Source organism: Mucilaginibacter lacusdianchii (assembly GCF_009770985.1).
GTDB lineage: Bacteria > Bacteroidota > Bacteroidia > Sphingobacteriales > Sphingobacteriaceae > Mucilaginibacter > Mucilaginibacter lacusdianchii.
This window is the reverse complement of record NZ_WSRW01000003.1, coordinates 380,052-400,984: the sequence shown is the minus strand read 5'-3', so window position 1 is coordinate 400,984 and position 20,933 is coordinate 380,052. Positions and strand designations below refer to the sequence as shown.

21 protein-coding genes and 2 tRNA genes are annotated in these 20,933 nt (G+C 39.4%); 8 read left to right on the top strand and 15 right to left on the bottom strand.

All coding sequences use genetic code 11. From position 1 onward, the window contains the following. Positions 1 to 244 precede the first annotated feature (244 nt). From GPM24_RS15140 to GPM24_RS15120, 5 genes are all read right to left on the bottom strand, one after another. Positions 245 to 1,228 carry a hypothetical protein gene (locus GPM24_RS15140; protein ID WP_158827675.1) on the bottom strand — a complete coding sequence of 328 codons (984 nt, stop codon included), beginning with the start codon at positions 1,226 to 1,228 and terminating at the stop codon, positions 245 to 247. 765 nt (positions 1,229 to 1,993) lie between these two features. After that, a complete protein-coding gene (locus GPM24_RS15135) occupies positions 1,994 to 2,422 on the bottom strand; it encodes a hypothetical protein (RefSeq protein WP_158827673.1) in 429 nt (142 codons plus the stop codon). A 348-nt stretch (positions 2,423 to 2,770) separates the two neighbouring features. Beyond that, the gene (locus tag GPM24_RS15130) at positions 2,771 to 3,127 is read right to left on the bottom strand and encodes a DUF6717 family protein (RefSeq protein WP_158827671.1); all 357 of its coding nucleotides are present in this window, start codon (positions 3,125 to 3,127) and stop codon (positions 2,771 to 2,773) included. An 89-nt stretch (positions 3,128 to 3,216) separates the two neighbouring features. Beyond that, positions 3,217 to 4,029, bottom strand: coding sequence for a hypothetical protein (locus GPM24_RS15125; protein ID WP_158827669.1), 813 nt, complete (start codon positions 4,027 to 4,029; stop codon positions 3,217 to 3,219). Between the two features lie 102 nt (positions 4,030 to 4,131). After that, complete coding sequence (locus GPM24_RS15120) at positions 4,132 to 4,317, bottom strand: hypothetical protein (protein WP_158827667.1); 186 nt, start codon at positions 4,315 to 4,317, stop codon at positions 4,132 to 4,134. Positions 4,318 to 4,462: 145 nt separating this feature from the next. Between GPM24_RS15120 and GPM24_RS15115 the strand changes: the two genes are divergently transcribed. Further along, entirely contained in the window at positions 4,463 to 4,705 is a 243-nt protein-coding gene (locus tag GPM24_RS15115) for a helix-turn-helix domain-containing protein (RefSeq protein ID WP_158827665.1), read from the top strand. A 25-nt stretch (positions 4,706 to 4,730) separates the two neighbouring features. Here GPM24_RS15115 and GPM24_RS15110 read toward each other — a convergent pair whose 3' ends face one another. From GPM24_RS15110 to GPM24_RS15080, 7 genes are all read right to left on the bottom strand, one after another. Then, positions 4,731 to 5,240, bottom strand: a complete 510-nt coding sequence (locus GPM24_RS15110) for a hypothetical protein (RefSeq protein ID WP_158827663.1) — start codon at positions 5,238 to 5,240, stop codon at positions 4,731 to 4,733. 82 nt (positions 5,241 to 5,322) lie between these two features. Beyond that, the gene (locus GPM24_RS15105) at positions 5,323 to 5,829 is read right to left on the bottom strand and encodes a hypothetical protein (protein WP_158827661.1); all 507 of its coding nucleotides are present in this window, start codon (positions 5,827 to 5,829) and stop codon (positions 5,323 to 5,325) included. Between the two features lie 546 nt (positions 5,830 to 6,375). Further along, a complete protein-coding gene (locus tag GPM24_RS15100) occupies positions 6,376 to 8,199 on the bottom strand; it encodes a hypothetical protein (RefSeq protein WP_158827659.1) in 1,824 nt (607 codons plus the stop codon). A gap of 108 nt (positions 8,200 to 8,307) precedes the next feature. Continuing rightward, positions 8,308 to 8,709 carry a protein kinase family protein gene (locus GPM24_RS15095; protein ID WP_158827657.1) on the bottom strand — a complete coding sequence of 134 codons (402 nt, stop codon included), beginning with the start codon at positions 8,707 to 8,709 and terminating at the stop codon, positions 8,308 to 8,310. A gap of 82 nt (positions 8,710 to 8,791) precedes the next feature. Further along, positions 8,792 to 9,613, bottom strand: coding sequence for a hypothetical protein (locus tag GPM24_RS15090; protein ID WP_158827655.1), 822 nt, complete (start codon positions 9,611 to 9,613; stop codon positions 8,792 to 8,794). Positions 9,614 to 9,663: 50 nt separating this feature from the next. Next, a complete protein-coding gene (locus tag GPM24_RS15085; protein WP_158827653.1) occupies positions 9,664 to 11,007 on the bottom strand; it encodes a site-specific integrase in 1,344 nt (447 codons plus the stop codon). A gap of 17 nt (positions 11,008 to 11,024) precedes the next feature. Then, positions 11,025 to 11,098 (bottom strand) — tRNA-Arg (locus GPM24_RS15080). 362 nt (positions 11,099 to 11,460) lie between these two features. Here GPM24_RS15080 and GPM24_RS15075 point away from each other — a divergent pair. Then, positions 11,461 to 13,344, top strand: coding sequence for a gamma-glutamyltransferase family protein (locus GPM24_RS15075; RefSeq protein ID WP_158827651.1), 1,884 nt, complete (start codon positions 11,461 to 11,463; stop codon positions 13,342 to 13,344). Between the two features lie 75 nt (positions 13,345 to 13,419). Here GPM24_RS15075 and GPM24_RS15070 read toward each other — a convergent pair whose 3' ends face one another. Next, complete coding sequence (locus tag GPM24_RS15070; RefSeq protein ID WP_158827649.1) at positions 13,420 to 14,184, bottom strand: ThuA domain-containing protein; 765 nt, start codon at positions 14,182 to 14,184, stop codon at positions 13,420 to 13,422. A gap of 312 nt (positions 14,185 to 14,496) precedes the next feature. Here GPM24_RS15070 and GPM24_RS15065 point away from each other — a divergent pair, with 312 nt between their 5' ends. After that, on the top strand, positions 14,497 to 15,648 hold the full coding sequence (locus GPM24_RS15065; protein WP_158827647.1) for an acyltransferase family protein: 1,152 nt from the start codon (positions 14,497 to 14,499) through the stop codon (positions 15,646 to 15,648). A 102-nt stretch (positions 15,649 to 15,750) separates the two neighbouring features. Here GPM24_RS15065 and GPM24_RS15060 read toward each other — a convergent pair. Together GPM24_RS15060 and hscB are read right to left on the bottom strand one after the other, a co-directional pair. After that, positions 15,751 to 15,834, bottom strand: a tRNA-Leu gene (locus GPM24_RS15060). Positions 15,835 to 15,847: 13 nt separating this feature from the next. Further along, positions 15,848 to 16,378, bottom strand: coding sequence for a Fe-S protein assembly co-chaperone HscB (gene hscB / locus GPM24_RS15055; protein ID WP_158827645.1), 531 nt, complete (start codon positions 16,376 to 16,378; stop codon positions 15,848 to 15,850). A gap of 114 nt (positions 16,379 to 16,492) precedes the next feature. Here hscB and GPM24_RS15050 point away from each other — a divergent pair, with 114 nt between their 5' ends. The 5 genes from GPM24_RS15050 to GPM24_RS15030 all read left to right on the top strand — a co-directional run bounded on the left by GPM24_RS15050 (position 16,493) and on the right by GPM24_RS15030 (position 20,853). Next, positions 16,493 to 17,281, top strand: a complete 789-nt coding sequence (locus GPM24_RS15050) for an FkbM family methyltransferase (RefSeq protein WP_158827643.1) — start codon at positions 16,493 to 16,495, stop codon at positions 17,279 to 17,281. A gap of 6 nt (positions 17,282 to 17,287) precedes the next feature. Beyond that, positions 17,288 to 18,178: an alpha-1,2-fucosyltransferase gene (locus tag GPM24_RS15045; protein ID WP_158827641.1), complete on the top strand. Its 891-nt coding sequence runs from the start codon at positions 17,288 to 17,290 to the stop codon at positions 18,176 to 18,178. 4 nt (positions 18,179 to 18,182) lie between these two features. After that, positions 18,183 to 18,959: a glycosyltransferase family 2 protein gene (locus GPM24_RS15040; protein ID WP_158827639.1), complete on the top strand. Its 777-nt coding sequence runs from the start codon at positions 18,183 to 18,185 to the stop codon at positions 18,957 to 18,959. A gap of 101 nt (positions 18,960 to 19,060) precedes the next feature. Further along, positions 19,061 to 19,834, top strand: coding sequence for a 3-deoxy-8-phosphooctulonate synthase (kdsA, locus tag GPM24_RS15035; RefSeq protein ID WP_158827637.1), 774 nt, complete (start codon positions 19,061 to 19,063; stop codon positions 19,832 to 19,834). Positions 19,835 to 19,917: 83 nt separating this feature from the next. Beyond that, positions 19,918 to 20,853 carry a KpsF/GutQ family sugar-phosphate isomerase gene (locus GPM24_RS15030; protein ID WP_158827635.1) on the top strand — a complete coding sequence of 312 codons (936 nt, stop codon included), beginning with the start codon at positions 19,918 to 19,920 and terminating at the stop codon, positions 20,851 to 20,853. The last annotated feature ends 80 nt before the right edge of the window (positions 20,854 to 20,933 follow it).

Below are 20,933 nucleotides of genomic sequence, written 5' to 3'. Positions count from 1 at the left end.
ATATTCAAGCAAAATATAAAGAAACTTTAGTCTGTGAAAAATCAATCAGCTGGCAAATAAAATGCTAAACATATGAACTTAAGTTTGATGAAAAGCAACGGCTCCCTATAGAGAGTTGCAAGGTGACTATGAAGGGCGTATCTTGTGTATGATTGCAACTAGAGCCTTAAAAAGAAACAATTTAAAGTTTTCATGAAGGGCTAGCATTTTTATGTGCATCCTTAACCTTATTCTGTAAAAAAAGTTATTTTTTCAGAATTTTAGTGATTTGTTCTAAACTGTCTTTATAAAAGCTGCTTTCATTTCTTTCTTTTAAAATTTCAACTGTACTCTCATCTTTCTTTAAAATAAAGTTTCTTTCAGTTTTACTTAGTTCTTTTAGAATTACATCAAGCGAGGGAGAACCTTCACTAACTAACGAGGTAATAAGCGATAGAAGCTTTAACTCAACATTTGTTCGTTCGTTATTCAGGTACTTAATATCGTCAATATTTTTTTTATACATTCTCAAAAAGAAAAAGGAGAAAAGCTCTATGAAGATACTAACCGATAATCTAGGCAAAAATTTGATAAGAAATAAAGGCAAAAGGGTTTGTACATCCTTTTCTTTATCTGTGTCTACGCTTAAGAGATCAAATATTTGTTTTGTAGCATCGTCTGTTGTTAAAAGAGATATCGCTAAAAATGTTATTGCAATAACTGTTGTACAAAAACCAAGTACAAGATTAATATTGCTGATTCTATGTATTCTTTTTACTTCCGTTGAAAACCTCTCATTGATTGCTTTTAACTCTGTAAAGATATAATCCAGCTTAGCCTTTTCGAATAGCCTTTCTTCATATTTGCCTTCAACAGACTTCAGAAACTCTTCTGTACTTAATTCTTCAATTTTTTCATTTAAGTGTTTTCGAGCATCTTCATCTAATCGAGTTTCTTGCGCAAGTTTTGCTACAGCTTCGTCTATCTTTTCTAACCTAGAGAAAATATTTATCTCAGTTTGTTTTGGAATTGGCTTATTAAAGTTGCCTTGTAGATAAAAAAAAAGGAACCTTGAGATACCAAATAAAAGGAAGATAACCGAACTGAGCGTTAAACTTAAACTTACAATTAATGCGGATTGTGGATTTTTAAAACCGTATAAAGCTTCAATCACATCCGACTTAACTATAAGGATTGTTGTGCCTATTATTATAAAAAACGCATTTCTGACAAAAACATTGGGCTGCATGTAATATGTGATAAGGATATTTACAGTAAATATACTGTATGTTTATAATGCCAACAAAATAATTATCCTCTCACAAGCCACCTGGAGACCAAACAACAGGTTTAGTGATGGTAAAATATCATATAGAACAAAGCTTCAAACTTTAGAATATTTAGTTAATTGATCAATAAGCAAAGCAGCGAACCGACCTACGAACTGAGGAGAAGATCTTTGTAGGAATAGCACGTAGTGCGGCTACAAAGTATGCTTCACAAGATACTGGCGTTGGATTTGAACATAGGGCATGTGCAGAAGTGTTATCAAATCCCATGACAGTTTAGAAGTCTTCTCCGATGCGTAGGTGAGTAAAATTGAGGAAACCGATTGACTTTGGTTGTAATGTAGCGTTAGCGTAATGCAAGCAGAGACAAAGAAAGGTTTCATGGGGCAGCACCTTTGCTTACACTCAAAGCAAGTGACAGATTGCGTAGCCAGGGCAAAGAATAACTGCACATTTTTATTGCGGGTGGTATTAGAGTAAGGGGGTTGAAATAAAAATGTGTGGCATTGAGCGCAGGAGCAGTGCAGTGAAACGTGCTTGAAAAGCTTGTTGAACGTAACGACATCTGGCGGTTGCTTTTGAGAAGCTTAGGTGTTGCGTAATACCTATCTTCCTCGTGGGTGGTGCGGTTGGCCCTGGACCGAGCGACATAAGCAGAGCTTGTCTTATCCCGTCTTAGGCAACCCATCAGCGGGTAAGGCAAGTGAAGGCTTAGGTAAGAGTATTCAACTACTTTGTATACTAAACTTTTTGCGTTTACTTCTTTCAGCCAGATATGCGCCTCCAATGGCAACGACTTCAAACACTGATAATATTTCGAGTCCTACTATATTAGGGTGTTTAGCTTCATCTAGTGTCATTAACTGCTGCTTACCGATATACAGTTCGTAAATGTGAAATATCCTATCACTGTAACCAGTAAACCCGTCTTCATCATAAAGGATAGTTGCTTCACTGCCCTGCACATCGTGCGTTGACAAATACTTAAATGCACGTTCCTTTGTGTCTTGTATGGCAAATTCACGACGATGGTCACTTAAGCTTATTACGATGGATACAGATGAACTTCTTCCTTCCGTATAGAACCTATATTGCTTATCAATGGTTCCGGTGACCTTAGTTAGCTCACTTCTGCCTATAAGCAACCTTTTCACAGTAACGTAATTAATACATAATAACACTACCGCTACAACTATAAGTGGGATTTGCTTTGCTCGAATTGTCACTAAGGCTTAAATCTACATATGCTTTTACTTAAGTACAAATCTTTCCAACACAAACACAATGAAGTCAAAATAGTATACCTACCCATAAGCAACTCCTGTGAGAAAGGGAATACTATGGTTTTGACCGTTCTGGCACTGGTGTAAGCTCACATTGTTATATTGCTGATACAATGTTTTTGCAGTGACTATTTAAAACTTGTTATACCACCAATACAACTTTTGTATATACTCATATAAAAGTAAAAGAGCTTGTTTACCAAGCTCCTTATAATAGCTTTATTTGAAATAAACTACTGGTGGCAATTTCTTAAACACATAAGTGATCACCTCGCATAACCACATCTTATGGTTAATTTCACCACCCTGATAATCTTTTAAAAGGTACATACCGCCACCTATACTATTGGATAAGTCTTCCGTTAAAATCAGTTTATTGGCATCTTCAAAAGGTTGTTCACTTACTGTAAGTGTTACTTCCTTTTCACCTTGTGCCATGATATCCAGCATCGTATCTGCACCTTCTACCATTTCCAATGCCGCCTTGCCTCCTGTCCACTCAGGTAATACCACATACCATCTTCCGGTATGTTCTTTTTCAAAAGTTAATGTTTGCTGTACGTTATTTGATTCCATGACTGTTAAAGATAATATAAAAAAGCCTACCCAAACAGGTAAGCTCTGTATTCAACATAGTTGACTTTTAAAGAATGTGGTCGAAATTGCTATTTCACTTCAATGTAATCATAGCTGAATGACTGTATAGAACCTGTATTGTCCTTTCTTGTCATTGTAGCCGGATAGCCATAGCTGTTATAGGTGTAGCTGTAAGTATAGGTTTCATTAGTTGGATAAGTGCCGCCTGTAGCTGTAAGTTTACCAGTGAGTGCATTGTTCGTACCAAACGCATCTCCCAAACCTTGCATATCGTAGCTGTAAGCTTTGAAGTATATCCAGCTAGGCAATGCTGAGATCAAACTTTTCTTATCATCGAACGTGCTGAACTCATAAGTGCCGTTTAAGGTTTGTCCGCCTGATATACTGCTATAAGTTTGCTTTGTATTGTGTCCGCTTGCATCATAAGTATATTGACTATTGATGGTACTGCCTGTATTCTCCATTTTCTCTGTTGCCAGCTTACCATTATTATAAGTGTAAGATACTTTGGTTAAAGTGTTGTCATAACGGGTGAAGCTAACCTGAGCCAGGTCATTCCCGTTATAAGTAATGTCTGCTTTCTTATAAGTTGGCTGCGGAATGGTTGAGGTAACGTTCATGCCGGTAAGCTGGCCATAACTGTTATAAGTGAAGTTATGCTCTATAGCAAAGCTGCCATTCGCATTCTTTTCGTAGCTGGCTTTGGTAAGCTGTTTACCATTATAAGTCAACTCTATGTTGACTACTGGTGTACCGTCTGTTGTTTCCGTGATCCGCTTGAGTAAGAGGGTTGGCTGCGTAGTTTCTGGTTCATTGCTGCTTTTTGAGCATGAGGCGAATAATGTAGTTACGGATAAGGCAAGGATAATGATCTTTTTCATTGTGTTGATCTTGTTGTGATATATTAGGGATTGTTGTTAAATGCATGTTGAATGCAATTGCTTGCAATGGTTGACTTTTAAAGAATGTAGGATGCGCTAGTTTTATGTTGGTGGGTCTGTGAGCCACATGACGAATATGCCTATGGCAACTGTACCTGCAATTAATACAGTGCGTGCAGTAACTGACCAGTCAGTAAAGTCAATGGTCAGTTGGGTAAACGAAACAATAGCGTAAAAAGCAACAGTAAGGATAGCGAAAGCTAACCATCCTCTAGTAGTATCGGACATTGGGTAAAGGGTTGAAGTACCGAAGCAGTCCTTTCTTACGGTGGATTAATCATCAAGCAGTGGACTAGTTGCTTGTACAAAGCTATGAAAATACTTAGTTATTGCTAAGTAAATATTGTGCATTGTTTTAATTCTTTCGTAGCTGATGGCAGCTAACCTAAAAACGGATATTGAAGCTTATGTAATCAGAAAGGTCAAGGAGAAGCGTGAGCAAGCAAAACTATCACAATCTGAACTTGCCTTACGGTTAGATGTATCGAACGGCTTTATTGGCCAAGCAGAAAGTTCAAACTCGCCCACAAAGTATAACCTTAATCACTTGAATAAATTGGCGATAATCTTTAACTGCTCTATCAAAGATTTCATGCCTGATGAGCCATTTAAATAGGAGTACGTAGACTCCTATTTATAAGTTAAGCTACCTTCCTCAACTTTCTTTTGACTGGCTTAGCCTTATAAGGTATCAGCATGAAAGTATGATGCTTACAGCCTCTTTCTTCAATATGCTCATATAAGGCAGAACAATCATTAAGAACATAGTCTGTTCTGATACTATCCTCAATATTAACAGGTGTAGCATTAGCCATCGATAACTTATAAAGTATGCGGACAAATGTATTGGTCAAATGGTAATACTGACCGAAAGTTGGTGACAGCTCAAAGCCGTAATGGATGCCGAGCTTGTTTTCTGCATAGCATTCTAAACGTAAATAAAGCAATGGGCTTACGATCTCATGTATAATAGAACCTTGCGTGACGGGTTGCTTGTCTTCCCTTATCAGGGTAAAACGTAATGGTTCCTCTTCAATAGCAGCCAGCATAGCTTTGGCTTGCTTAAGGATTTGAAAATAGGTTTGCCGAACAGTCTTGTTATAAGCTAAGACTTCTTCCTTTGTGAGTGTTGATGATGGTTGATGGTTCATGGGTTTACTTTTAAAATAAAAGCCTGACTCTTGGATGAATCAGGCTTTCGGGTGAATGAATAAGTTTAGTGATGTAATGTGGCTACTTCGCCTCGGCTCTGTGATAAAAGAAGTATTCTTGCGATTGGTAGTTTCTGATGACATCAAAGTAAGCATTTAGGGATGGCTTGTGATGACACCTTTCTGTTTTCAGTTCTATGAAGTAAGCATCAATAAGTTGTTGCAATTCCTGCTCGTAAGGACAGTTATCAAAGTCATAAAGCACGATATAGTAATAAAGGAAATCACAATCCAGCTCAATGGAGAAGTTGTTGGTATAGAACCGGTGCATACTGAAAGCATTCTCTGAATTATCATTACGGTAATCCTTTTCAAAGTATAGTGTACCTTCCGGGATATAGCACTTCTTGATCTTGATTAAGATATCCTTGTATTGCCTTTCGGTAGACAGGTTAGCTTGATGAACGGAGTTTTGGTTCCATTTAAGTCTTGCCACCCGCCAGCGTTTAGAATAGCGTCTGAGCTTAGGTGGATGCTTGGATAAGTCATAGGAATAAGAGTTAGACTTTGATTTGTCGGTGAATTCCATAGGTTTACTTTTAAAGGTGAAATGAGGATTGTGGCAGGCAATGTTTAGCGGACGAAAGTGCTTGAGGCACTAGTCATGGAAGGTATTGAGCAAAAGTGATTGCTTGCTGTAGGATCAGCTTTTTCAAGAAAGCAAAGCGCACGGAGTGCACTCACCTTAGATATTTTTCGCTTTTCCCGTAATCAACGCAGGGCGGTAATTTCAGACCTGGAGGCGTGGTTAAACCTCTCAAAAGATTTTTTCCAGAGATGGACCGAAAAATAACAGATTTAACTGCTAATAGAAGCCGAGGCTTAGAATTGAAGGCCGGAGGGAGCCAAATTGGGTATAGGGGTGTTTGGAAGTGGTTAACGTATAAGGTTGCGATGGTTGACATATAAAATATAATTATTATAGAAACAAAGAAGGCTGCACATTGGCAGCCTTCTTAACAATCCACGATTTCTATACCCTCTATAAAAGCAATTAATTAATTAATTAAGGATTGATAGATTAATTGAAGGACAGTCAATCCAAAGAATTACTTACCTCTATAAAAGCTAAATATTAAGATCCGCTGGATTGAAAAGCGTCGATATGAGAAAAACGTTTCAATTGTGTTTTGTAAACCTTAATACCGTGCCTTGAGCTTCTATACACAACATAATATTTCATTATATCTGCTGCATGAGGCTTCCTTACAATACCGTTGTTGCTGTATAATAAAGTGAATTGCGTTAATAAGTAGGTTTCTTCAAAAGTTCCAAATTCACTTGTGAACGCATAAACATATGGTGCTAACCGTTCGATCTCCTTACGCTCTTTAGCTTCTTTTACAGCGTCTTCTATTGCGCTCATGATGTAGCCAGTTGCTTCAAGCCCCGTTAAGCCGATTATATGAAAAGCTTGTGTAATTTTCGGGTATTTAGCCGCTATCTTGTTAACAAAATCCTCTTTGCCAAACACGAAGTGGTCGTTTCTTGACGTATTCTTGTCTAAAAGTTCTGCAACTACTTTGTATTTCTCTTTAAGTGTCTGCCTGCTGGATAACATTCGCAAGTCGCTATCACCAATATTATAATTCTCAGGCTTATGAGTAATTACAAAATGTTTACTAACCTCTGCGTAAGCTGCTTTCAACTGCTCGGCATTTTGGTAATAGCCCTTAACCCGCTCTTCATAAAGATAATTGTCTATCATGAACTGATTAAGTTTGCCGTCAGTATAAAATGCATTAGCTTTCGAGTTTTTTATAGCTATTTCAAATTCAAACTTGCTGCCCGGATTGATTGCTATTGCATGAGCTTGAACAAAGTCTTCGTATGCTTCAAATCTTCCATGCAAGAAACTTAATGCTTCTGATTCACTCTTAGCTTGTAACTTAGAGTCAAAGTTTGTAATATGAGTTATACTGTTTATTCCGTTCCTAAACCTACCTGCTATTTGTATGACTTCGGTATGTGGGTCTAATATGCTGTGATCTGCAAAAATCACATCTGTCACGAGGACTATATCGGGTTTGTAATCAAGTTCTATATCTACAGCACTAAAGTAACGGCTTGTAAAAAAGTTGTATCTAACCATGTCTTTTGTATTAAAGCGACTACTGGCATGCTTGTATTTCTTGATAGCAAGAGAGGCTACACTTTCTTCTGCACAAAAGGCTTTGCTTTCCGCTTCAAGGCCAATATTCTCAGCAATTGCTTTGATACCATTGGTTGAATTAATAAATATGCAAACATGCTCACTGTCTAAGTTATTTAAGTGATTTCTGACCGATGCTGCTACATTGTTTGTTGTAATCAATGTTAATGGTTGGCTATAGTCATAGTCGGGTTCAATTACGTAGTGTTCAAAGTCTTTGAACCGTTCATCTGTGAACGGTAGTGTTGTAGCAGAAACTAAAGCCTTGTTGTTAAACTTAAAAAACTCGTCGATAGGTGCCGCGATATCGCCGCGATAAGACACATCGGTAACAATGCGCTCACTTTCATCAAACAATAAAAAGAATAAACTTCTCATTACGGTTAAATCGTCAAATGCCAATAGCACTTTATAAAGAAATCCTTCTGGTGTGGTTAAGATTTTCTTGTATTGTACATCTGATCTTAAATAGGTTTTAATGTCCTCAACATCAATACCCTTGTAGACACCTAATATTTTATCATCAGGGTGTTTTTCATTGTGCTTGCGAACTTTACCCTCTATCACTGGAACATTCGGTAGAATACAGATTAGATGATGTAAGAAGAATTCGATGGCGAAGCGGGTAAACCCACAGCCTGGAATGGTCTTGTTATAGATAGCGTTGGCAATTATGCCAAACATTTTGAAGAATTTAAGGTGACTAATCTTTTGATCTTTGCTTATTGAAATTGTTTTTGATTTCATAATAAAATAGTTGTCCTACACAGAGCAGTAACATGCTATGTCAGGTAGATTAATAAAATAGTTGTTTAAAGAACCCGGCAACTGAATTGCTGCCGGGTAGAAATGGAACTAAGCTCTCTCAGCTTCTTCTAAAAGCTCATCATAGGTAAATTCTGTAATGACCTTCTTGCTATAAAGATCATTGAAGAAGTCTGCCATTCTGCTTATCAGAACAACTTTAGCACCATCGGCCATACCACCGTTATTAAACGGCTGATACTTGTAAGCCTTGCCAGCCTTGTCTTTACCATCTTTACGGTTGATAATAATTTGATGTCGACCTTTTATAAGATTAAATAAAGTTGCCATCCCTTCGATGTCAGCAATGCGCCCATTGTCATTAAAGGCTAACAACTCTTCAGGTTTGACATAGGGAGTACTACCATCTTTACCCAAGAAGGCAGCAGTAGACAGCGTCTTAATGTCTCCATTTTGAGAAGCTTTAGATCGCCTTTCACGCCATTTTTCCATAAATTAAATAGTTTAACAAAGACTTTATTGCCTTTGAGTTTTTAAAACTACTTGTAAGTAATAACCTGACGAGGAAAGGTATTTAATTAGGATTCTTCAATTTCTTTCCGTCAAGTTTCAACTTTTTTTTGTATTGGTTGAGCGTAGATCTAATGTATTTGTGAGGCTGATAATCATAATGCTCAACAGTTGACCCAAGTTGAAACACTTTATCCTTCAATAGATTCAACATAACCATCAAATGATAAACAAATGTTAATTGAGCATGGTCAAAGTCGCCATTTATTGAACTCTGCAAAGTGGTTTCGCTATTCAAGTATGTGCAAACGGTTATACAAAACTCTGATATGAATCTTGTATCATTCTGTTTAATAAAAGAGTCTAGAGTTGGCGCGTTAATGTTAAATATATAGTTTGGAATAGCAGAGAACCCTAAATGACCAGAGATGCTACGTGGCATGTTGTTATTGTCAATAGCCTCTTGAATTAATTTACCTATCCACTCAATTACAGGCTTATTATTAATTTTATCTGATTTGCCATTAGGTTTTTTTACGGATAAGGCTATCCCATTTTTGTTACAAGTGGACAGGAACTTTCTTATCTCTTTTTTTGCGATTTGAATCTGGTAGTAATCGTTGGCTGCTGTTATGAACGACTGATGTTGATTTATTAGTATTAGGCTTAACAATAACAAATTGTCATAATGGGCCTCTAGCTTATTATCAACTAGCAGCTTTCTAAATGTCTTTTGCACACGATCAATTTTATCATCAGTATCAAAGTAATCGACGACTATCGGGTAACCTTGATCCGCTTCGTTGACAAGTTGCTCAAATGTTTGATTGAAGCGAACATACTTGCTTAATATCTCATAATCTGGATAAAGATTAAAGTATAACATAATGCAAAGATAGCGAAGCTATCACACTCCGCTATCCTTTTATAAGTGCCTTATTCTATCAGCTTAACTACTCTTTCATTTACTTCGTCAATTAAAGACTGATCAAAGCTATCAAGGTAAATATTAGTAATGCGGTTACCATGCTCATGCCCCATTGCTTCAGCGATAATCTCTATCGCATAACCGAGACGTTTAGCTGTTGTTGCCCAAGAGTGTCTAGCTACATATGTTGTTAACTCAATATCACTATCTTCGAGGATTCTATTTAAGTATTTATTGACCTGTTTGATTTTAGACATAAGTAATGACTTAGCTTTCATACTATCCTCCACAATATCAGCTGGTAGTATTGGTAAAAGGTACTTGGAGCTAGATCCCTTGTAATAACTAAATAGCTTCTCTGTATAAGGATGCAATTTGATGCTCAATTCCTTTCCTGTCTTCCTTCTTTTATATATCAATCTACCCTTCTTTATATTACTAGATGTAAGGTAAGCAAGGTCTGTAAATGACATACCTATTAAAGAAAAACTCAAAAAGAAGTAATTGCGTGAATGCCATTCCTGGGATTTTGGTTGGAGAGCTTTTTGTGAAACTGCAACTAGGTCGTCAATACTGATAGCTCTCTTCGCTGTTCGTTCGGTTTTTATAGGAATATCCAAGAAAGGGTAATGTGAACGATCAACTAATTTCGCCTTAATGGCTTTGTTGTAAATAGCCCGTATTGTTCGAAAGTAATTACTAATGGTATTCTGTTTGACACCATCCTTTATAAGTTGACGTTTAAAACTTTCTAATAAATTGTAATTAATATCAACAAACTTAAGTTTTGGATTCTTAACATACTTGTTAAAGCGGTTAATAGCAACTTTATACACCATTGCGTTTCCTGCTTTATTAATTGAAATCAAATCCTCTACAAGCTTATCTGCAAACTCTTTGAACACGCTTGACTTAGATATTACAGGTGCTTTAAAACCGTCTTGCAATCGTTCCTTTAAAGCTTCAAAAGAAAACAGTTGTTCAGCATCTAACTCCAAAACGAGCTTCTGAACCTTAAGATAGAATTCTGTAATCCTCTTATTTAACAATTGAAAGTTAGCATTGGAGGGAAATACTTGCGACACCTTTCCATTCCATTGGTTCTCGTGAATTCTAACTCCTGAAGAGAATGTTGTCATCTTACGATTAAAAGTTAACCGGATAACTACTGGGTAAATGCCATCTGCTTTTGGCCTTCTGTTGTCAAGGACAACTTTGTAATAAACCATAATTTTGATTTTATGGTCGCTGTGATTGTACAAACAGTGTACAAACAATGCACAAACAAACTGATGATTTCCATGACCTTCATGGATAGGCTTAAAACCAAAAAAGCCCCCCTCATTCATCATGGGAAGGCTTTTTAAAGTGATTCCGTTTGGATTCGAACCAAAGACCTACTGCTTAGAAGGCAGTTGCTCTATCCAGCTGAGCTACGGAACCCCGCAAGTGTTTTGCGGTGCAAATATGTGGTTTTTGTGTGAAAATGGCAATAGCTTATTAAATTTAAAAATTCACAACATTAAACCGCATAAAAAAAGCCCCCTTACACTCGCTGTTTGGGGGCTTTCAACCTAAACCTTATCACAATAGTAAGCGAGTTGCTTACTTGTTCTCAAACGTACTATTTATATCTTTATTATACAACATCTATCGGTAATCATTGCGTGGGTGTCTACTAAATGTCTATTGGGTTGTGGCTAAATGAGATTCTTTATTTGTAAAAAAGATAAATCTTGCCTGACTTGAGGTTGATTTTATCCCTGTTGACCAACTTTTATGTGACTTTATGATAAATTAGGAACATGAAACGGTTATCGGCATTACTTATTTCTATTTGTTTTACATTATCATTGTCAGCACAGCCAACGCAAAAGCCAATGCTGTATGGCAGTAACTGGATGGCCATAACGGGTAAGCCCATGGCGGCTACCGCCGGGTCCATGATTTTTCAACAAGGCGGCAATGCTGTAGATGCAGCTTGTGCTATGCTGGCCGCTGCATGCACCATGTGGGATACCTTAAGTTGGGGTGGCGAAACTCAGGCCTTAATTTACGATCCGAAAACTAAAAAGGTAATTGCCATAAACGCTATGGGCTTTGCGCCAACCGGTGCTACAGTACAATATTTTAAGAATAAAGGCTACAATTTTCCGCCCGAGTACGGTCCGCTGGCGGCTACTACGCCTGGCACACCTGGCGGCCTTATTTATATGCTCATGAACTATGGCACCATGAGTTTAAAACAGGTGCTGGCACCCGCCATGCATATGGCGGCAGGTTATGCCATTGAAGCACAGGCCGCCAATACAATGGAACGTGATAAAGAAATGCTGAAACAGTGGCCTTACAGCAAAAAGGTATTTTTAACGCATCCGGGCGAGAAACGTGAAGCGCCTGAACCCGGAGAAATATTTGCGCAAAAAGACCTGCTAGCAACTTTAACCAAAATGGTGGATGCTGAACAGACGGCTCTTAAAGAAGGCAGATCACGTAAGCAAGCGCTCATGGCGGCTTATAATCGGTTTTATAAGGGCGATATTGCGCGTGAATTTGTGCGCGGCTGCCAGGAACAAGGCGGACTAATTACGCTGCAAGATTTAGCTAATTGGAAACCAATTGAAGAAGAGCCGCTGAAAGTAAATTACAAAGGTATAGATGTATACAAACTTCAACAATGGACACAAGGCCCGGTAATGCTACAGGCACTAAACATCCTGGAAAATTTTGATTTAAAAAGCATGGGTTACAATAGCACCAAATACATTCATACGGTTTACCAGGCCATGAACCTTGCTTTTGCCGACCGCGATTTTTATTATGGCGACTCATATGCCACCCCGCGCGAACCCATTCAGGGGCTGTTAAGTAAGGACTATGCCAAACAGCGTTCAGCGTTGATACAGTTCGACAAAAATGATCCGAAGATTGGTCCGGGCAACCCATATCCTTTTGAAGGAAAAATGAACCCCTATATTGACCTGCTGAAGAAAAGGGGATTTGAGCTGGATACCACCAAACGAAACTTTGCTCCCCGACATGATTTAGGTATGAGCCATACATCCGAAGACTTGTATCACGACCGTTTGTGGCGCGGCACTACATCAGTTGAAGCGGCAGACAAAGAAGGTTGGGTGGTATCCATCACACCAAGTGGCGGCTGGTTGCCGGCTTGTATCGCAGGCAATACAGGTATTGGCATGAGTCAGCGTATGCAAAGCTTTGTGCTCGATTCTACTTTGAACCCTTTTAACGTGGTTGCGCCTGGTAAACGTCCGCGGGTTACGCTTTCTCCTTCCCTGTTTCTAAAGGATGGCAGACCTTTTCTGTCAGCCGCCGTGCAGGGTGGCGATACGCAAGATCAAAACCTGTTGCAATTCTTCTTGAATATAGTCGAATTCGGCATGCCGGTACAAAAGGCTACAGAGGCGGCCAATTTTAATACAAATCAGTTGTGGCTGTCTTTAGGCGGCACTAAAATGGCCGACCGCGAACCGAAGCCTGGTCAAATTTTGCTTAACAGCAATACGCCCGAATCTGTACGCAACGAATTAAAAAAGATGGGTTACAATTTAAGCTTCGCTGATCGTACAAGCGGCCCTATCAATGCTGTTTACTTTGATTGGAAACATGGCAGCCTTTGGGGTGGCTCCAGTAATCATGGCGAAGATTATGGTATTGGATGGTAATCTGCAATAATAAAAAGGGCCTATGTATATACATGGGCCTTTTTTATTATCATGAATTCTTATAAATGCAAATCCTTATTTCTTCCCTGTAGCAGCCCAAAGTATCCCTGCATACAAATGGTTCATAAAAGCTGGCTCGCTAAAGTTGCTTGGCACATGCCCCAGTGCCGTGTAAAATGCTCTGCCTCCATCAAAATTATGATACCAGGCTAAAGGATGCAGTTTGCCCATCCCCTCACCTTTTCCCCTTGCTCCCCAATCTGTTTTAGGGTTGTAGGTGGATTCATCCACGCCTAAAACATAATTTAAATCGGACACCTTTTCCGGGCCAAATTCATACCACTCTTCTGTCCACAACCGGCCGTCTGCAAAGCCTTGCAAACCTGGAAATTTGGCGTCCAGCACTTTCATTTTGGCGGTTTGTACGGCAGGATGTATCTTAAACATACGGCCAACCAATTTATTGTACCATTCCCAATCGTACTCTGTATCTGATGCACTATGAATACCAACATAGCCCTTACCCGACTGTATAAATCGCTCCATCACCTTTTGCTGCTCCTCATTAAAAATATCGCCGGTAGTGTTTAAAAAGATAACCGCCTGAAACTGCTGCAAATATTTATCAGTGAAACCGCCCGGATCTTCCCATAACACTACATCGAAATAATTGCGCACACCTAATTGCTGTATTGCCAGTACACCCGCGTGCACCGACTCGTGGTGCCAGCCCCGGGTTGTGGTCACTAATAACACTTTGAACTGCTTTTGTGCTAAAGTAGTAGCAGCAAAACATAATTGCAGGGCCACAAGTGCTGCAAAAAATTTTAAACGACTCATAATGGTATAATTTGGTTTCGAGAGCGAAAATTAAGAATATTTTACCAAGGCTGGTCAGATACTTAGCACAAAAAGCTTGACGACATAAACGTTTTTGCGCCTGTATTAATTTCGATTGGTAGAAATCCCCTTTTAAAACTTATACTAATTTAAGCAACTGGCTACTCAATTTTTCAATTACAATCGCACTTTCAAAACCTCATACTTCATCAAACAGGATTGAACGATAATCATCAACTGATTATGGAAAATTTGGCTAGATATTTAAATGTTGGCTATTTTTTGCAAATTGCTGTTTTTACAACCTATTAGATGAGAATTGACCTGAATAATGAGCTGGCCACTAAGCCACACTATCCCATATTAGATGGCCTTCGCGGTGTTGCAGCCATTATCGTTGTCACCTTTCACTTAACCGAGCCATTAGGAACTGGGCACCTGGATATACTGGTCAATCACGGCTATCTGGCAGTCGATTTTTTCTTTTTATTATCTGGTTTTGTAATCGGCTATGCTTATGATGATCGCTGGCGTAAGATGACGGTTGGCAATTTTTTCAAACGCCGTATCGAACGTCTTCAACCAATGGTAGTTTTAGGGATGACCCTCGGTGCTATCGGATTCTACTTCACGGATTCTACGCTATGGCCACTCATCCACACCATTCCTGTCTGGAAAATGTTGCTGGTGATGCTGATCGGTTATACCATCCTGCCTGTACCCTTATCGCTGGATATACGTGGATGGGAAGAGATGCACCCTTTGAATAGCGTAGGATGGTCATTGTTTTTTGAATACTTAGCCAACGTTCTTTATGCTGTCTGGATCAGGAAGTTTTCCAAAACGGCATTAAGTATTTTAGTGGGTATAGCAGCTATTGCACTTGCGCACCTGGCCATCACAAACGGCGATGTTAGCGGTGGCTGGACACTAAATGTAGAACAGGTACGCATTGGTTTAACACGCACCATATACCCATTCTTTGCCGGTCTGTTACTCTCGCGTACAGCAAAGCCTACTCAAATTAGGAATGCCTTTTTATGGTGCAGCCTTTTAGTAATTATTGCACTTTATATGCCGCGTATTGGTGGTGCTGAACGTGTTTGGATGAATGGCATTTATGAATCTGTTTGCATTATTATCGTTTTTCCGCTTATCGTATACCTGGGTGCCAGTGGCGTGATACAAACGCAAAGAGAGAACAGAATATGCAAATTTTTAGGCGACATATCTTATCCGCTTTATCTGGTACATTACCCGCTGGTCTATTTTTATGTTGCCTGGATCAGCAATCATAAAGGCATAACCATTATGCAGGCTTGGCCTTATGCGTTGCTGATTTTAATAGGTGCAATTGTTTTGGCCTATGCCGTACTAAAATGGTATGATGAGCCGGTTCGGAAATGGTTGCGGATAAAGTTTGTGCAGGATCGGAGTACAGTTAGCACGGCTGCCAACAAGTAAGTAACTATTGGCAAATCAAGCGCGCTCTGAACTTCCATCAAACCTACAATTGAAACAAATAAAAAAGCCGCTAACTCATAAAGTTAGCGGCTTTTAAAGTAGTACCCAGAGCCGGGGTCGAACCGGCACGGCCTTGCGGCCACAGGTGTTTGAGACCAGCGCGTCTACCGATTCCGCCATCTGGGCCTGTCCCGTTCCTTCAGAAGCGGGATGCAAATGTAGCTAAACTCTCTTTAATTCGCAACAAATATTTCTGTCTGTAGTAAATATCTGCTATCGAATTCAGTCTATTTTCTTTAGCGGTATTATTTAACGTCTCATAATCAGCCGTTAAAGCTAACAGTTCGCTGTTCAAATTATTTTCAACTTCTAATACTTCGGTAGTAATTTCTGCCAGTTGTTGGGCATCATCTACCTCCATCAGGCGCTCGTTGATGTCCATCATTTCCATTAAAAATTCGGCCGGCAGCTGCGGCTTGGCCCCTTCCGATACCAAATCATGCTGCCGAAGAATGTATTCTAACCGCTTGGCCGGATCGGACAGCGTTTGATAAGCTTTATTATTGATGGTAGATATCTCCAGTATTTCCTGCTGGCGGGCCTCATCTTCATTGGCAAAAAAATCGGGGTGATACTCTTTACTTAATGCATAAAACTTTTTCTTTAACGCTGCAGCATCAACGTTAAAAGATTCTGGGATATCGTAAAATTCGAAATAGCTAATGGTCATAACGTATAACTGAAAAATCAAAGATTTGATTTAATAATGCCAAAAGGACGGCAATTTTTATATATATTCAAATTTTATTTCTGTTAATAATACCTTACGTGCAGCCTTACACAGATGAGTTTTGATAGAGCAACTTATATTATAGAGCCTATAGCAATTGAAAAAGAGCTTAAAATGCTTTTCAAAACAGGCAGCCCACTAACTATATTTGAAATTGGTGCATGCGAAGGTGAAGACAGCATGAGGTATGCACGCTTGTTCCCTCACGCAAAAGTGTATGCCCTTGAGCCTTTACCAAAAAACGTTGAATATATACGCAGTAATATTGCCAAATATCAGGCGCATAACGTTTCCGTTCATCAATTAGCGCTCTCCTCCATCAACGGAACAACAGAGTTTCATGTATCCAGCGGCCGACCGGAACATGCAACTGAGACAGACTGGGATTACGGAAACAAATCCAATTCATTGTTACCTCCCGACAAACATAAGGAATTGGCAGATTTCATTAGTTTCAATGAGCAAATCTTAGTAGAAACACAAACCCTTAAAACGTTTTGCACCAATCATCATATCATTGAAATTGATTTTATACATATGGATGTACAGGGCGCAGAATTGATGGTGCTTGAAGGCGCAGCTGATTATTTACAACACATCAAGGCCATTTGGCTCGAAGTATCTACTGTACACTTATATAAAAACCAGCCCTTGGTTAACGATGTTCAGGACTTTATGCAACAACATAACTTTGTATTAGCGAAGAACTGTGTAACGGGTATGCAAGGCGATCACTTATACATATCAACTAAGCACTTTCCTAATCATGTGGAGATTGTAAAAAAAATCAACTCCAAGCCCTCTTTATTAAATATCATCTTAAAAAAGTTAGGTATAAACTAGCCAGTAATGATTTATAGCAAGTTAATAAGCGGTTTGGGTAACCAGCTTTTCCAATATGCAGTATCCAGGCAATTATCTTACTTAAGGCATGTTCCTTTGAAGTTGGATGTATCGTTTTATGAAACACAGGAGCTTCGTAATTTTAAATTAAGCCATTACAATATTAAAGCTGAGGTTGCAACGCAACAAGAATTGGATAACTTTTTTTATGTTTTGAAAAGCAAGTCATTGCGCGCCCGGTTATATCGAAAAATACAACGACTTAAGCCCCGCCATGGCAAGCGCTATTTTAAAGAACTCGAACCGTGGGTATATGAACCTTCTCTTTACTCAGCAAATTCGAATATTTATCTGGATGGTTATTGGCAGCATCATAGGTATTTTGAGCATATTGATGACCGTATATTTGACGAGCTTACGTTAAAAAATGAGCAAGAAAGAAATAACTACCCGATTTTTGATATGCTCAAGGCCGACGATAACGCTGTTTCCATACATATCAGGCGGGGAGATTATATAAGTGACCCAAATGCATTCGATTTGCTAGGGGTACTACCTCTTACTTATTATGATAAAGCGATAGCTTACATTAATGAGCAAGTGAAAGCGCCTAATTATTATGTTTTTTCTGATGATTTGGACTGGGCCAGGAAAAATTTAAAATTAAATAACGACGTTTATTTTGTAGATATTGATAACGGTTCGAAAGATTATTTGGAACTGGATGCAATGAGCAAGTGCAGGCACCACATTATTGCCAATAGTTCTTTTAGCTGGTGGGGTGCTTATTTAAACCGTAGTCCAAATAAAATTGTGATAGCTCCGCACCAATGGGTTAAGCCAGCGCACATAAACGCTAAAATACAAATTCAGCTACCTGCATGGATAAAAATTTAAATCAATGAATCCCATTGTATCCGTTATAATCCCCTTTTACAACGCATCTGAAACCATAATGGAGGCGGTAGAAAGTGTGTGGCTTTACCCTAACAAAGAAGTATATGAGATCATCATTATTAACGATGGCTCTACTCAGCCCGAGGCAACACTGTTGCTTGAAAAGCTGGGACAAGACGGTTGCCGGGTGATTCATCAGGAAAACAAAGGTCAGGCTGTCGCCCGAAACGTTGGTTTAAAAGCGGCAAAAGGTCGTTATATATTATTTTTAGACAGCGATAATAAAATCAGGCCTGATTATATCATCAAAGGAATAGCGGCATTAGATGCAAATCAGGATATTGGCGTAATTTATGGCAAACCCATATTTTTTGGCGCAACTACAAAGCCTCGTTTCGTTACAGCAGCCTTTGACTTAAATAAGTTGCTAGCAGGTAATTATATCGATTTATGTGCGATAGTGAGGAAAAAAGCTATTGATGAAATAGGAGGCTTTGATGAACACCCGGAAGTAGGTCATGAAGACTACGATTTATGGATACGAATAGTGAAGGCTGGTTGGAAAATGCATTTTATAGATTCTGAACTGTTTTACTATAGAATTAACAACACCTCACATTCAAGTGAATTTCAGCAACAGGAAAGGTACCTGCGAATGATGACATACTTGATGTCTAAGCATGCCGACTTATATTTGCAATGTTACCGGAAATTATATAAAGACAACGTACGATATAGAAAGAACCCATTTAAAGCATTATGGGATGGCCTTAAGCATTAGTGTGTAGCTATTGAAAACTGGCTAAAAAATTACAATTCGTTCGTATTACATTGCAAAGAATGAATCATAATATTTAGCATATTTGCAAATTATTGATGATTATGCTTTTTGAACAAATGCAAAGCAAGCCCTTTTTTATTTTGGGCCCGTGTGTGATGGAAAATCAGGAATTGCTATACCAGGTGGCCGAACAAGTGGCACGCGTGGGTGAACAATATCAAGTACCTGTGATTTTTAAGTCATCATTTGACAAAGCCAACCGCACGTCTATTCACTCTTACCGTGGTCCGGGTATAGAAAAAGGCTTAGAAATGCTACAAAAGGTAAAAGACCGTTTTAACCTGCCTGTAACAACTGACATTCACGAAAGCTCTCAGGCAGCCATAGCCGCACAGGTAGTAGATATTTTACAGATACCCGCCTTTTTATGCCGCCAAACCGACTTACTGGTTGCCGCTGCTGAAACCGGCAAAATAGTAAACGTAAAAAAGGCACAATTTCTATCAGGCCAGGATATGTTTTATCCGGCCCAAAAGGTAATAGAAGCCGGCAACAAACAAATTATTTTAACCGAACGGGGTAATATGTACGGATACAATAATTTGGCGGTAGATTTCAGAAACATTTATGATATGAAGGCCTTTGGCTACCCGGTTTGTATGGATTGCACTCACTCAGTACAACGCCCGGGTGGCGCGGGTGGCAAAACCGGCGGCGACCGTACCTTTGTGCCCATGATGGCTCTTGCCGCTAAAGCATTTGGTGCCAACGGATATTTCATGGAAATTCACCCTGACCCAGACAATGCCCTAAGCGACGGCCCCAACATGGTTAAACTACAAGATTTAGACCGAGTAATACAACCGTTGATTTAATTGTCTGTTGCGAGTTGTCAGCTATGTGACTTAATACATAAAAAACACAGACAACACACAACGGACAACCGAGAACGCCCCCAATGCAAGACATCGCTAAAAGAGTATTTAAAGACGAGATAGAATCTTTACAAGAAGTTGCTAACGTTTTAGACCAGCAGTTTACGCTGTGTGTAGAAGCTATTTTGCAGTGCAAAGGCAAACTGGTTATATCGGGCGCCGGTAAATCGGGACTGATTGGCCGAAAAATTTCGGCAACACTAGCCAGCACCGGAACGTCAAGCTTTTTTATGCACCCCGGCGAAGCCTTTCATGGCGACTTAGGTATGGTAGGTGCTGAGGATTTGGTAGTGCTTATCTCCTACTCGGGCGAAACTGACGAGCTTATCAAAATCATCCCTTTCTTAAAATGGAATAAGAACACGACTATCAGTATCACCGGCAACCCGCAATCTACCATTGCCAAAAATACAGACTTCCACCTTAACGTGCATATCACCCATGAGGCTTGTCCACTTAAACTGGCACCAACTTCATCTACTACCGCTACGCTGGTGATGGGTGATGCTTTGGCCGTAGCGCTGATGGAAGCACGGGAGTTTCAGTCAGAAGATTTTGCACGGTTCCATCCGGGTGGCAGTTTGGGAAGAAAACTACTGGTTAAAGTAAAAGACCTGATGCGTACGGACAACTTGCCGTTTATTGATTCGGATGCAAACTTCACCGAAATTTTGCTGCGCATGTCTGAAGGTCGCTTAGGTATGGTGATGGTGGGCAACGCAGCGCATGTGGAAGGCATCATTACCGACGGCGACTTGCGAAGGGCCTTATTGCGCCATCCGGACACATCAAGCCTCAAACCAGCAGATATGATGACCCGCAATCCGGTTATTGTGTCGGAAGATGAATTTATCCATAAAGCCGAACAATTAATGATGGATAAAAAAATTGCAACCGTATTGGTTGGCTTGCCCGAAGAACGCCACGTAGTTGGCACTTATCAAATTTACAATCGGTAGCAGGTTTACACCATTCAAGAATTAAATCATATCTAACAAAACGATTTAACTACTGTTTATCCTACCAAAGCAAATAAGGC

What these genes read in the sequence shown, in the direction of transcription:
- kdsA (WP_158827637.1), top strand. Translation starts at nt 19,061, where the DNA reads ATGCTTTTTGAACAAATGCAAAGCAAGCCCTTTTTTATTTTGGGCCCG.
- GPM24_RS15040 (WP_158827639.1), top strand. Translation starts at nt 18,183, where the DNA reads ATGAATCCCATTGTATCCGTTATAATCCCCTTTTACAACGCATCTGAA.
- GPM24_RS15100 (WP_158827659.1), bottom strand. Translation starts at nt 8,199, where the DNA reads ATGAAATCAAAAACAATTTCAATAAGCAAAGATCAAAAGATTAGTCAC.
- GPM24_RS15095 (WP_158827657.1), bottom strand. Translation starts at nt 8,709, where the DNA reads ATGGAAAAATGGCGTGAAAGGCGATCTAAAGCTTCTCAAAATGGAGAC.
- GPM24_RS15030 (WP_158827635.1), top strand. Translation starts at nt 19,918, where the DNA reads ATGCAAGACATCGCTAAAAGAGTATTTAAAGACGAGATAGAATCTTTA.
- GPM24_RS15120 (WP_158827667.1), bottom strand. Translation starts at nt 4,317, where the DNA reads ATGTCCGATACTACTAGAGGATGGTTAGCTTTCGCTATCCTTACTGTT.
- GPM24_RS15085 (WP_158827653.1), bottom strand. Translation starts at nt 11,007, where the DNA reads ATGATGAATGAGGGGGGCTTTTTTGGTTTTAAGCCTATCCATGAAGGT.
- GPM24_RS15070 (WP_158827649.1), bottom strand. Translation starts at nt 14,184, where the DNA reads ATGAGTCGTTTAAAATTTTTTGCAGCACTTGTGGCCCTGCAATTATGT.
- GPM24_RS15115 (WP_158827665.1), top strand. Translation starts at nt 4,463, where the DNA reads ATGGCAGCTAACCTAAAAACGGATATTGAAGCTTATGTAATCAGAAAG.
- GPM24_RS15075 (WP_158827651.1), top strand. Translation starts at nt 11,461, where the DNA reads ATGAAACGGTTATCGGCATTACTTATTTCTATTTGTTTTACATTATCA.
- GPM24_RS15130 (WP_158827671.1), bottom strand. Translation starts at nt 3,127, where the DNA reads ATGGAATCAAATAACGTACAGCAAACATTAACTTTTGAAAAAGAACAT.
- GPM24_RS15090 (WP_158827655.1), bottom strand. Translation starts at nt 9,613, where the DNA reads ATGTTATACTTTAATCTTTATCCAGATTATGAGATATTAAGCAAGTAT.
- GPM24_RS15045 (WP_158827641.1), top strand. Translation starts at nt 17,288, where the DNA reads ATGATTTATAGCAAGTTAATAAGCGGTTTGGGTAACCAGCTTTTCCAA.
- GPM24_RS15065 (WP_158827647.1), top strand. Translation starts at nt 14,497, where the DNA reads ATGAGAATTGACCTGAATAATGAGCTGGCCACTAAGCCACACTATCCC.
- GPM24_RS15050 (WP_158827643.1), top strand. Translation starts at nt 16,493, where the DNA reads ATGAGTTTTGATAGAGCAACTTATATTATAGAGCCTATAGCAATTGAA.
- GPM24_RS15140 (WP_158827675.1), bottom strand. Translation starts at nt 1,228, where the DNA reads ATGCAGCCCAATGTTTTTGTCAGAAATGCGTTTTTTATAATAATAGGC.
- GPM24_RS15105 (WP_158827661.1), bottom strand. Translation starts at nt 5,829, where the DNA reads ATGGAATTCACCGACAAATCAAAGTCTAACTCTTATTCCTATGACTTA.
- hscB (WP_158827645.1), bottom strand. Translation starts at nt 16,378, where the DNA reads ATGACCATTAGCTATTTCGAATTTTACGATATCCCAGAATCTTTTAAC.
- GPM24_RS15125 (WP_158827669.1), bottom strand. Translation starts at nt 4,029, where the DNA reads ATGAAAAAGATCATTATCCTTGCCTTATCCGTAACTACATTATTCGCC.
- GPM24_RS15110 (WP_158827663.1), bottom strand. Translation starts at nt 5,240, where the DNA reads ATGAACCATCAACCATCATCAACACTCACAAAGGAAGAAGTCTTAGCT.